At 73.5% G+C, this 11,447-nt stretch carries 10 protein-coding genes and 1 riboswitch; of the genes, 9 read left to right on the forward strand and 1 reads right to left on the reverse strand.

Annotated features, from left to right (window positions below):
• Positions 1-633: 633 nt before the first annotated feature.
• The 7 genes from ACFXHB_RS38245 (at position 634) to ACFXHB_RS38275 (ending at position 6,754) form a co-directional block, all read left to right on the forward strand.
• Positions 634-855, forward strand: a complete 222-nt coding sequence (locus ACFXHB_RS38245; protein ID WP_380580602.1) for a hypothetical protein — start codon at positions 634-636, stop codon at positions 853-855.
• Positions 842-2,431 (forward strand): apolipoprotein N-acyltransferase, encoded by a 1,590-nt coding sequence (gene lnt / locus ACFXHB_RS38250; RefSeq protein WP_380580605.1) that lies wholly within the window; start codon positions 842-844, stop codon positions 2,429-2,431. The genes ACFXHB_RS38245 and lnt overlap by 14 nt, the downstream gene beginning before the upstream one ends.
• Before the next feature lie 5 nt (positions 2,432-2,436).
• On the forward strand, positions 2,437-2,889 hold the full coding sequence (locus ACFXHB_RS38255) for a DUF6153 family protein (protein ID WP_380580607.1): 453 nt from the start codon (positions 2,437-2,439) through the stop codon (positions 2,887-2,889).
• A gap of 102 nt (positions 2,890-2,991) precedes the next feature.
• Positions 2,992-4,542: a multicopper oxidase family protein gene (locus tag ACFXHB_RS38260; protein WP_380580609.1), complete on the forward strand. Its 1,551-nt coding sequence runs from the start codon at positions 2,992-2,994 to the stop codon at positions 4,540-4,542.
• Positions 4,543-4,790: 248 nt separating this feature from the next.
• Positions 4,791-4,873, forward strand: a riboswitch (cobalamin riboswitch).
• 62 nt (positions 4,874-4,935) lie between these two features.
• Positions 4,936-5,154: a CbtB-domain containing protein gene (locus ACFXHB_RS38265; RefSeq protein ID WP_380580611.1), complete on the forward strand. Its 219-nt coding sequence runs from the start codon at positions 4,936-4,938 to the stop codon at positions 5,152-5,154.
• A 15-nt stretch (positions 5,155-5,169) separates the two neighbouring features.
• The gene (locus ACFXHB_RS38270; RefSeq protein ID WP_380580613.1) at positions 5,170-5,928 is read left to right on the forward strand and encodes a CbtA family protein; all 759 of its coding nucleotides are present in this window, start codon (positions 5,170-5,172) and stop codon (positions 5,926-5,928) included.
• A gap of 322 nt (positions 5,929-6,250) precedes the next feature.
• Positions 6,251-6,754, forward strand: coding sequence for a hypothetical protein (locus ACFXHB_RS38275; protein WP_380580615.1), 504 nt, complete (start codon positions 6,251-6,253; stop codon positions 6,752-6,754).
• Between the two features lie 461 nt (positions 6,755-7,215).
• Here ACFXHB_RS38275 and ACFXHB_RS38280 read toward each other — a convergent pair whose 3' ends face one another.
• The gene (locus ACFXHB_RS38280) at positions 7,216-8,784 is read right to left on the reverse strand and encodes a discoidin domain-containing protein (RefSeq protein ID WP_380580617.1); all 1,569 of its coding nucleotides are present in this window, start codon (positions 8,782-8,784) and stop codon (positions 7,216-7,218) included.
• A gap of 853 nt (positions 8,785-9,637) precedes the next feature.
• Here ACFXHB_RS38280 and ACFXHB_RS38285 point away from each other — a divergent pair.
• Both ACFXHB_RS38285 and ACFXHB_RS38290 read left to right on the forward strand, forming a co-directional pair.
• Positions 9,638-10,003, forward strand: coding sequence for a DUF485 domain-containing protein (locus tag ACFXHB_RS38285; protein WP_380580619.1), 366 nt, complete (start codon positions 9,638-9,640; stop codon positions 10,001-10,003).
• A partial coding sequence (locus ACFXHB_RS38290; RefSeq protein ID WP_380580621.1) for a cation acetate symporter occupies positions 10,000-11,447 on the forward strand: 1,448 nt, incomplete at its 3' end. The genes ACFXHB_RS38285 and ACFXHB_RS38290, both read left to right, overlap by 4 nt.

Here is an 11,447-nt window from a genome sequence, read left to right on the forward strand (position 1 = left end):
GGTGTACCGGTGTCGGCGTCCGCGGCGCCGGTGGACACAGGCGGGGGCGGCGGCGGGGGCGGGTCGGGGGCGGAGGGGAGGGCCCCCCCCCCCGCCCCCGGTCGGGGGGGGCCGCCGCGGCCCACACCGTCCGCGGCGCCCTCCTGTCCGATCCGGTCGGTCCGGTACACCCCGGCGCCCGGGTCCGGCCCCGCCCGGGCGGCTCGTGGTCCGCTCGCCGCGGCCCCGGCGTCGGTCCGGGTGCGGCGGGCAGCCGGCCCTGCCGGACGTCGACGTGGTGGCGGGCCTGTCCGGCCGGCATCGCCGCCGGGGTGGTCGGCGGGGTGGCGATCGGCCGGCCCGGTACTCGCGCCCTCGCGTCCGTCACCATCGGCGCTCGTGGCGAAGGCCAGGGTCGCGCCAGGTGCGGGTCCGGCGCGCGAGGCGGCGGTTCATCGGGTCGGGGGCGGATTCCGGAGGCGGTGGGTGAGGTGGCAGACTCCTCCCGTGTCTCCTAAGATAACTCGTAGTCAGGGCGGCCGGACATGCACGGACGCCCGCACGCGCGGCCGCCGTCCTGCGGCGGGTGCCACCGCGGTGATGCTCGTGGCCGGTCGCTCGTCGGTGTCGGCGCCCGTGTCCGCGTCGGTACCCGTGTCCGCGTCGGACTCCGTCGGTGCGGGCGGCGGCGCTGGCTTCGTCCCCGGGCGCGGCGCGCCCGCCCGGACCCCGGACCAGCGGCCGGACGTCGCGCCGGACGGCCGGGGCCCGCTCCTCGCCGCCGGCGCACCGCGCCGCGCCGACCACCAGGCCCCGGCCGTCCTGCACGGTCCCGGCGGCCCCCTCACCGGTCCGCGCACCAGTGCCGGCGTCTGACGGCCCGGCCGAGCCCCGGCTCGGCCCGCGTGCGGCGGCCGCCGTCGCGCTGGTCGGCGGCGCGGTGCTCGCCCTGGCGTTCCCGCCGTACGGGCTCTGGCCGCTCGCTCCGCTCGGGGTCGCCGCCCCGGTCGTCGCCGCCGCCGGCCGCTCCGCCCGGGCGGCCGCCGTCCAGGGGCTGCTGTTCTCGCTGGCGTTCTTCGGCCCGCTGCTGTGGTGGCTGGTCCGTTCGATCGGCTTCCTGCCCTGGCTGGCCCTGACCACGGTCGAGGCGGTGATCGTCGGGGCGATGACGGCGGTCCTGCCACGGCTGCTGCGGCTGTCCGCGTGGCCGCTCGCGGTCGCGCTGTGGTGGACGGCCGTGGAGGCGCTGCGCGGCCGGTTCCCGCTGGGCGGGTTCCCGTGGGGGCGGCTCGCCTTCAGCCAGGCGGATTCGCCGCTGCTGGCCTGGGCCCGCTGGGCGGGCGCTCCGGCCGTCACCTTCGCCACCGCCCTGGTCGGCGCCGGGCTCGCGGCCCTCGTCCTGGGCTTGGGCCGGGATCGGGGCCAGGGCCGGACGACCGTGCTGCGCGGCTCGGCCTGGCTGGTGGCGACGGCCGCCGCCTCGGTGGCGCTGCCGCTGCCCTCTCCGGACGGCGGCCCGGAGAAGGCCGTGGTCGCGGTCGTCCAGGGCAATGTGCCGCGCGAGCGGAGCCTGGCCGAGCAGGCCAGGGTCGGCACGGTGGCCGCCAACCACGCCGAGGCCACCCGGCGGCTCGCCGAGCGGGTCCGGGCCGGTGAGCTGCCCCGCCCCGATGTGGTGATCTGGCCGGAGAACGCGCTGGACGACGACCCGGCCGGCGACGCCGAGCTCGGTCGGCTGGTCCGCGAGGCGGTCGCGGCCGTCGACCGGCCGGTCCTGGTCGGGGCGATCCTCGACCTGCCCGGCGGCGGCATGCTCAACGCGGGCCAGCTCTGGCAGCCGGGTACCGGCCCCGGGGCCCGGTACGCCAAGCGCAACCTGGTGCCCTTCGGCGAGTACATTCCCGCCCGCCGCCTCCTCGGCGGCCTCGGTAACCTCCAGCTGATCCCGCGCGACTTCACCCCCGGCAGCGGCGCCGCCGTGCTCACCGCCGGGCGGGTCCGGATGGCCGACGTGATCTGCTTCGAGGTCGGCTACGACGCCACCGTCCGCGACGGCGTCCGGGCCGGGGCCAACCTGCTGGTCGAGCAGACCAACAACGCCACCTACATGCGCGACGGCAGCACCGCCCAGACCGGGCAGCAGCTCGCCATGGCCCGGCTGCGCGCCGTCGAGCACGACCGCGCCCTCGTGGTCGCGGCGACCAGCGGCGTGAGCGCCGTCGTCAGGCCGGACGGCACGGTCGCCCTGCGCACCGGACAGTGGACCCAGGAGACGCTGGTCGCGGAGCTTCCGCTGCGCACCACCGTGACGCCCGCCGACCGCCTCGGCTCCTGGCCGGAGGGAGCGGCGGTCCTCGCCGTGGTGGTCCTGCTCGGGCCGCGGCGGCGCGGTGCGGACCCGGCCACCGTGCCGGAGCCCGCCCCACGCGCATACCCTGCCGGGGTACAGTGACCGGCATGTCTCCGCACGCGGGCACCGGGCCCTCCTCGGAGCCGGCCGCCCTCCGCCGCGCCGCCGGCCGAGGCGGCGCGGGCCGAGGCGTTGCGGCGGCCGGTCTGATGGTCCTCCTGCTGACGGCGCTCGGCCTGATCGGCCACCACAGCCTGCCGGCCGGCCCGATGCCGGCCCGGCACGCTGCCACGGCGATGCCCACGCCCCACCAGTCCTCCGGGTCCGGGCAGCACGCGACGCAGGTCGCGACCCACCCGGTCCAGGGCTGCGCCGAGTACCGGACCTGCTCCTCGACGGTGCCCGCGCGAACCGTCCTGCTCGCGGAGCCCCCGGCGACGACGGTGGCGCCCATCGCGCCAGGACCGGCCGGCACCGCGCCCCCGGCCGCTCGGCCCGGCGGCCCCTGGCCGGGCGCGCCACCGCCGGATCTCATCGCACTCTCGATCTCGCGCACCTAGGTGTGCCACGACGGCCGGGACACCCGTTGCCCCTGCCGCCGGGCAGCCCTGTCCACCGGCACGGGCGACACCGTGCCGACGCGCACACCATGAGAGACGTTCATGACCGAGATCAGCCTCAACCGTCGTTCCCTCCTGCTCGCCGGCCTCGGCCTGGCCGGCACCGGTCTGCTGGCCGCCTGCTCCGGCGGCTCGAAGCCGCCGCGGTTGGCCGACCCCTCCGGCAGCCCCGTCGCGCAGGCCGAGGCGAAGCGCCGCAGCACCGGCCGGGAACGCGCGGTCACCCTCACCGCGACGGCCGACTCCGCCGACCTTGGCGGCGGGATCACCGCCCGCACCTGGACCTTCGGGGCCCTGCCCGGAAAGGAGATCCGCACCACGGCCGGCGACACCCTGGTCGCCACCCTCCACAACAACCTGCCGGCTCCCACCTCGGTCCACTGGCACGGCCTGACCCTGCGCAACGACATGGACGGCGTGCCGCCCGTCACCATGAAGCAGGTCGAGGCCGGCGGATCCTTCACCTACCGGTTCGTCACCGAGCAGCCGGGCACCTACTGGTTCCACCCGCACGTCGGGATCCAGCTCGACCGCGGTCTGTACGCGCCGCTGATCGTCGAGGACCCGAAGGAGCCGCTGGGCTACGACGAGGAGTGGGTGGTCGTCCTGGACGACTGGCTGGACGGTGTCACCGGCACGCCCGACCAGGCGCTCGCCGAGCTCCGCAAGGGCATGGGCGGCATGGCCGGGCACCAGATGCCCGGCATGGCCATGGAGGCGCCGCCGAGCCCCGCGCCGGGCTCGGGCGGCATGTCCTCGTTCATGCTCATGGGTGCCACCAGCGACCTGCTCGGCGGCGATGCCGGCGACGTCGCGTACCCGTACCACCTGGTCAACGGCCGCACCGCCGACGACCCCGACGTCCACCGGTCCAAGCCCGGCACGCGGGTGCGCCTGCGGATCGTCAACGCCGGAGGTGACACCGCCTACCGGCTCGCGCTCGGCGGCCACCGGCTGACGATCACCCACACCGACGGCTACCCGGTGCGGCACGAGGAGGTCGACGCGCTGCTCATCGGCATGGGGGAGCGCTACGACGTCCTGGTCACCCTGGGGGACGGCGTCTTCCCGCTCACCGCGCTCGCCGAGGGCAAGAACGCCCTCGGCCGCGCCCTCGTCCGCACCGGCGCGGGCGACGCGCCGCCCGCTGTGATCCGCCCCGCCGAACTGAACGGCCGGATCCTCGGGGCCGGCGACCTGAAGGCCGCGGACGAGGTCCGGCTGCCGGGGAAGAAGCCCGACCGGACCCACCGGATCGAGCTGACCGGCGGGATGGCCGCGTACGACTGGGCCCTCAACGGCAAGCCCTTCGACATGGCCGACCCCACCGCCGACACGTTCCTGATCGGCCACGGCGAGCGGGTGCGGCTGGAGTTCGTCAACAGGACCGGGATGTGGCACCCCATGCACCTGCACGGCCACACCTTCCAGGTCGGCGAACAGGGCCCGCGCAAGGACACCGTCATCGTGCTGCCCGGCACCACCGTCGGCTGCGACTTCGACGCCGACAATCCCGGCCAGTGGATGACGCACTGCCACAACGCCTACCACGGCGAGGCCGGGATGATGGGCCTCGTGGCCTACCGGGCCTGAGCGCGGCGCCGGGCGGCGGGCCATTGCCTCCCGCCGCCCGTCCGCCGTCAGGGGGCCCCGAGGCGATGCCTGTCCCTCTCCGCCCCCGCACCCGCCCCTGCCGGCCTTCGCCGTCGTCGGCAGCGGTGGGTGGCGCGGGGCCGACCCGGGCCCGGCCCTCCTCGGTCGAGGGCAGGGCGGTCGCCATGAGGCTTGTACGAGGTGGCTTAGTAGATATAGGGTCTGCAGCGACATGACGACGGTGCGATGGAAGCCCGGTGAGAGGCCGGCACGGTCGCGCCACTGTGTGCCGAGCGGGTGAGCCACCTTCCCACCCGTCGGCGAGTCAGACCCACCTCCGTCGTCGAGTGCCCCATCGACCAAGGGACGCGTGTTCCCCAAGGAGGTCTCGCCATGGCGTATGCCACTGCCCCGGTGCCCGAAGCCACCCACGCCCTATCGCCCGTGCCGATCCGGGCACTGCTGCCCTGGGCCGCGCTCGTCGGAGTCCTGACGCTCGTCCTGCTCTACTTCGTCGGCGCCGAGCAGGGGGCGCTCTCGGTGCTCTCGGGAGAGGCCGTGCACGAGTGGGTGCACGACGGCCGCCACCTGCTCGGCTTCCCCTGCCACTGAACGGAGCACGGTCCGATGAACTCCGCCACCGTCAGATCCCTCCTCCTCCGCGGCATGCTCGTCGGCCTCGCCGCCGGGCTGGTCGCCTTCGCACTCTCCTACCTGCTCGGCGAGCCGCCGCTGCGCGCGGCCCTCGTCTTCGAGGAAGCCCACTCGACCGATCCCGGCCCGGAGGCGGTGAGCCGGGCGATGCAGGAGAGCGTCGGCCTCGCGACCGGCGTCCTCGTCTTCGCCACCGCGCTGGGCGGCATCGCCGCACTGGCCTACTGTTTCGCGCTGGGTCGGATCGGCCGGTTCGGCGCCCGGGCCACCGCCGCCCTGGTCGCCGGCGGCGCCTTCGTGACCATCGGCCTGGTGCCGTTCCTGAAGTACCCGGCGAACCCGCCGGCCGTCAGCGATCCGGCGACCTTGAACCAGCGCACGGCGCTCTATGTGCTGATGATCGCGTTGAGCGTTCTCCTCGGCTCCGCCGCCGTGATCGTCGGCAAGCGCCTGGCCCCGCGCCACGGGAACTGGAACGCCACTGTCCGGGCCGGCGTCGGATACCTCGCGGCGGTCACGCTCGCGATGGTCCTCCTGCCGAACGTGGACGAGATGCCCGACGGCTTCCCGGTGAGTGTCGTCTGGGACTTCCGCCTGGCGTCCCTGGCCGTCCAGGCCGGGCTCTGGGCCGCCTTCGGGCTCCTGTTCGGCGCCGCGGCCGAACGGCTGCTGGAACCCCGGACGCCGGCGACGGCCGGCGCACGTGCGGTCGGCGAGCCGTCCGCCGGCTGACACCGGACGGGGCCGGTGGTACGACGACACACCGGTGGCGCTCCCCGGAGGGCAGGAGCGCCACCAGGTGGCGAGTGCGGCCTGGAGCCGGGGTGTGGTGAGCGCTTCGAGGGCGCCGCCGGATCGAGTGTCCTGCGGCGGTCGTGCGGTGCTCCCGAGAGGATCCGGGGCGCCGGCAGTGCCGTGCCGGGGCCGCTGCGTCCCCGGGGCGCGCGTCCGATGTCCGCGCCCCTTGCGCGCTGCTGCGCCCCCTACCGTCCGCTTGGCGTAGCGGCCAGGATGGCCGGATTGCTGTCCGTGTACGACGGGGGAGCCCTGATGGGTGAGCGGGAGAAGGACCAGCCGCTGGACAAGGGCCGCCGACGACGGACACAGCGCGTCCGGCTGGGTGCAGGGCCTGGGCCGGTTCATTGCGGACCGGGCGGGCACGGCGCCGCCGGTGGCGGGATACACCGGGTACGCGGCGGTTCGCGGCGACGGTCCGGCCGAGGCGGAGCGGGTACTGGAGCGGGACCTGGACGCGCTGATCACCACTGGACGCGACGAGGACGGGCTGAACGCCTGGGTCCACGACGCAGTCGCCTCGTGGGCGGCGTCTTCCGCAGTGGGCGACGGCACGACGGTGCCGCACCAGGGCGGTGAGCGGCGCATCGGTGACGAGCTGCTGGCCGCCTGGGCGGCGTGGGAGGGCCTGGGCCGGCCTGAGCTGTGCGACTACGGCATCACGGTGGGCCCGGACCGCCAGTTCGCGTGGGTGAACGATCCGGTGGACGGCCCGCGGTGGGCCGTCGGCGAGGTCGCGGCGGCCGGCGGTTCCGCTCCTTGAGCCCGGTGTGAGCAGGGTTCGGGCCGGCTCGCAGGTTCAAATCCTGTCGTCCCGACCAGCGTCTTCGCAGGCTGTGCGGCCGAAGGCAGCAGTCCGGGAACGATTCGACGCGGCGCAGGCGCGATTCGGGGGCGCGAGGGACAGGGCGATGGCGGGCAGGGTCCCCCGAGCTACGCAGATCCCGCGACTGCGAGCGCCCCCTCACAGGGGCGAACCGCACCTGGTGCTGTGACCGCACGAGTTGGCCGGGCTGGTGCCGGAGCGGGCGGTGCGGCTCACTCCGGCGGGTGCTCCGCGGACGCCGGAGAGCGTGTCCGCGGAGCTGGGGTGATGATTTCAGGTCGGCTGGAGCTGGTGCCCAGTCCGGCCACGGTGGCCCGGGCCTGATCGCCGTCAAGGGGGTTGCCGCGGGGATGGTGCGATGTCGACGGCCGTCCCCGCGGCGGTGTGCCGCTCGGGGGTCAGCCGGTGGGAACGTTGACCTGGACCTCGGGCAGGGTGAGGAAGTTGGTGCCGGCGAGCTGGATGCGGACGTAGCGTCCGTCGGTACCCACCGGGACGGTCAGCTTCGCCGGCGCGGTGCCCTTGATCCGGATCTTCTTCACCGTCGGGTCGTCCTGGATGCTCTGCCAGTCACGGCCGGTGAGGTCGGTGTCCGACACGATGACGTCGAAGTCGCTGAGACGCTCCATGACCCAGTCCGTGCGGTTGAACACCTCCACCGACCGGATCTGCTGCTTCGCGCCGAGGTCGACCTGCCACCACGGCTGCGCCTCGTTCGTCGTGTAGCTGGGAATCGCCTGTGCGTAGACGCCGCTGGTGTTGCCGTCCACCGCCTGTGCGGCCGACTGCCCCACCGCCAAGGTGGAGGACTGGGTGGCGGGCCTCTTCAACGCCGCGTTGACGGTGGCCTTCACCGGCGCGCCGTACCGCTTGTCGGCGAAGACGGACTTCCACTGCTGGTCGGCGAACCACTTCTGCACGTCGGACCGGTAGTGAATCGCGTCCGGCACGAAGATCCCGAGCTGCTTCTCCTCCTTGGTCATGTTCCATATGGTGTCCTCGACCTGCTGCTCCGTCTTGTCGCGGAGGGTGTAGAGGTAGGCACCCGGCTGCGAGGTCGCGAAGTCCTCGGAGTACGTCAGCGCGGTGGCGTCCCTCGCGTCGATCAGCTTGTAGGGGGCGGTGCCGGCGATGTTCACCAGCGCGTCCTTGGCCTGCAGCGTCGCGGTCCTGTCATGAGTGGCCGAGCGCGGGCGGTAGAGGAAGACCGGGGCGTCGGGGGCACCGGTGACCGTTCTGATCGGCTCCAGGACCTTGAGGAACGCTCGCTGGATGTGGTCGACGCTGATGGTCGACCGGTACCCCGCCTCGGCCTCCCACTGGTTCCAGTGGATGCCGATGACGCGCGGTTGCTTGCCGGCGTCCTGCAGGGCCCGCAGGCCGTTGGTGATGGTGTTCATCGCCAGCGGGAACAGGCTCGCGATGTCGGTCGGGTCGCGGTCCGGCCACCACCGGTTGTTCGACCCGTCGGTCGACTGGATCCCCTGGCTGCCCCAGGCGATGTGGATCACGTTGAGGTCGGGCAGCTTCGAGCCCGCCTCCGTGGCGCGCTGCCAGCGCAGCGCGGTCGCCGACGCGACGGTGTAGTTGCGGCCTGAATTGAACTCGTCGCCGAGGTTGTTGCCGGTGCAGGTGTACTGCGACCAAGTGGCGCTCGTCGCCCCGACCGTCCGGTTGTCCGTACGGTTCAGACCCTTGACGCGGCTGAGGGACCGGCACTTCGCCTGGTCGGCGGCGTCCAGGGGTGCACCCCACCCCTCGGCGTTGCTCTGGCCGAGCACGATCAGCACCGGGGCGTCGTTCGCGCCGTACGGGTTGGGGATGGGCGCGGCTGCCGCCAGCGCGGGGAACACGGCGGCGGAACCCGCCAGCAGGGTGAGCGCGGCCACCAGCGAGGTGACCGGACGGGTGACGGGGGTGGGGGCGGTAGGTCCGGAGGGCGTGCGGGGGGCGGGTCTTCTGAACATGGGTGGATGCTCCTTACAGCGTGTCCTACGGGGTGGGACGTTCGGGCCGTTGTGTGGGGCATAGGAGGAGAAGAGGACGGGTGGCTCCTGCCGGCATGGGGGATCCGGTGTGGCCGTTCCCGCCGACGGCGTGCAGAGGTCGGCGGGACGTGGGAGGGCGGACCCGGACGGCGACTGTCCATATGCCGACGTCCGGGTGTGCATGGGTGAGGGTGGTGCGTCGCCCGTCGGCAAGGCCGCCGGGCCGTGGGGAGCCGGGCTTCTCGATGACCGTCCGTCACGGTCCTGCGGATAGCGGGGATCCGTTCGAGGCGCCGGCCGATCGGGGGCACACCCTGACGCGGAGGTTCTCGACGAGGCGGGTGGGGCCCGGTGGTGGTGACCGGGCGTCAGCGGAGAACCCGGCCCGTGAACAGGACCGGTCGACACCCGGGAAAGCATCGCCGAAGCACTCGGAATCGAGACGCTCGATCGCGATGAGGCATATGACACCCTCGGATCGGGACCGCCGTCAAGGGTTGGAACGGTTGAGACGTGCTGGTGACCTGGGCCGTTGCGCGCTCCCGGTGAGGGAACCCGGTACCCGGTCCCGTTCGACCGTTCGGCGCACCGTTCGCCGCAGAATCCGACCGCTCGCCGCACACCGCGGTGCGATGGCTACCGGTTCGCGTCCCCAGGCGTTGGGATACGCCGCAGGAACGAACTCGCCGGTGGGAGGGTCCCGAGGACGACTCGGCGGCACCCGGCGAGCTGGTCCCGGCACCGCCGCCCCGCACCGGCGCCCCGCACCGCACCGGCGCGACAGCCCCCGGGGCCCGCTCCTCCACCGCACCCGCCCACCCAGGAGACATCCGTGGACACTCCATCGACCACCCGGCCGGCCGACCCGGACCGCCTGGAACACCTCGAACAGAGCGAGGAGTTCCGCCGGCTGCGCAGCTCCTTCCGCGGCTTCGCCTTCCCCGTGACCGCGGGCTTCATCCTCTGGTACCTGCTCTACGTCCTGCTCTCCAGCTACGCCCCCGACCTCATGGGCACCAAGCTGTTCGGCCACGTCAACGTCGCCCTCGTCCTGGGCCTGCTCCAGTTCGCCAGCACCTTCACCATCGCGGCCTGGTACTCCCGCTACGCCGACCGCCGCCTCGACCCGCCCGCCACCGCCATCCGCGAGGGTCGCACGGCCCAGGCACCCACCGAGCCCGGGAGGGCCGCCCGATGAACACCACCCTGCTCGCCGCCGGCTCCGCCACCGAGCACCGCGGCCTGACCATGACCCTGTTCGGCCTGTTCGTCCTCGCCACCCTCGCCATCACGATCTGGGCCGGCCGCCAGACCAAGGACGCCTCCGACTACTACGCCGGCGGCCGCGGCTTCACCGGCTTCCAGAACGGCCTGGCCATCTCCGGCGACTACATGTCCGCCGCGTCCTTCCTCGGCATCGCCGGCGCCATCGCCCTCTACGGCTACGACGGCTTCCTCTACTCCGTCGGCTTCCTCGTCGCCTGGCTCGTCGCCCTGCTCCTGATCGCCGAACCACTGCGCAACTCCGGCCGCTTCACCATGGCCGACGTCCTGGCCTTCCGGATGCGCCAACGCCCCGTACGCACCGCCGCCGGCATCTCCACCATCGTGGTGTCGATCTTCTACCTCCTCGCCCAGATGGTCGGCGCGGGCTCCCTGGTCGCCCTGCTCCTGGGCGTCAGCGGCGACGGCGCCAAGCGCTGGACCATCGTCGCCGTCGGCGCGCTGATGGTCGTCTACGTCGTCATCGGCGGCATGAAGGGCACCACCTGGGTCCAGATCGTCAAAGCCGTCCTGCTCATCGCCGGCGCCGGCCTGATGACCGTCCTGGTCCTCGCCAAGTACGGCTTCAACATCTCCAGCATGCTCGGCGCAGCCGCCGACGCCAGCGGCAAGGGCTCCGCGTTCCTCGAACCCGGACTCAAGTACGGCGCCTCCGGCACCAGCAAGCTCGACTTCCTCAGCCTCGGCATCGCCCTGGTCCTCGGCACCGCCGGCCTGCCCCACATCCTGGTCCGCTTCTACACCGTGCCCACCGCCAAGGTCGCCCGCAAGTCCGTCCTCTGGGCGATCGGCATCATCGGCGGCTTCTACCTCATGACCCTCGCCCTGGGCTTCGGCGCCGCCGCCCTCCTCGGCCCCAAGACCATCAAGGCCTCCAACGCCGCCGGCAACACCGCCGCCCCCCTACTCGCCGAACACCTCGGCGGCGGAGCCGGCACCACCGGCGGCGCGATCCTGCTCGCCATCATCTCCGCCGTCGCCTTCGCCACCATCCTCGCCGTCGTCGCCGGCCTCACCCTCGCCTCCTCCGCCTCCTTCGCCCACGACCTCTACGCCAACGTCATCCGCCGCGGCAAAGCCAGCGAGAAGGAAGAAGTCCGCTCCGCCAAACTCGCCGCCGTCGCCATCGGCGCCGTCGCCATCGTCCTGTCCCTGTTCGCCGACAAACTCAACACCGCCGCCCTCGTCGCCCTCGCCTTCGCCGTCGCCGCCTCCGCCAACCTGCCCACCCTGCTCTACTCCCTCTTCTGGAAGCGCTTCAACACCACCGGCGCCGTCAGCTCCGTCTACGCCGGCCTGATCAGCTCCGTCCTCCTCGTCACCTTCTCCACCGTCGTCTCCGGCAAGAAGACCTCCCT

This window comes from Kitasatospora sp. NPDC059327 (genome assembly GCF_042752535.1).
Taxonomy (GTDB): domain Bacteria; phylum Actinomycetota; class Actinomycetes; order Streptomycetales; family Streptomycetaceae; genus Kitasatospora.

Bases quoted from the DNA above. Each gene is read 5' to 3' on its own strand.
- ACFXHB_RS38255 (WP_380580607.1), top strand. From the start codon at position 2,437: ATGTCTCCGCACGCGGGCACCGGGCCCTCCTCGGAGCCGGCCGCCCTC.
- ACFXHB_RS38260 (WP_380580609.1), top strand. From the start codon at position 2,992: ATGACCGAGATCAGCCTCAACCGTCGTTCCCTCCTGCTCGCCGGCCTC.
- ACFXHB_RS38265 (WP_380580611.1), top strand. From the start codon at position 4,936: ATGGCGTATGCCACTGCCCCGGTGCCCGAAGCCACCCACGCCCTATCG.
- ACFXHB_RS38270 (WP_380580613.1), top strand. From the start codon at position 5,170: ATGAACTCCGCCACCGTCAGATCCCTCCTCCTCCGCGGCATGCTCGTC.
- ACFXHB_RS38280 (WP_380580617.1), bottom strand. From the start codon at position 8,784: ATGTTCAGAAGACCCGCCCCCCGCACGCCCTCCGGACCTACCGCCCCC.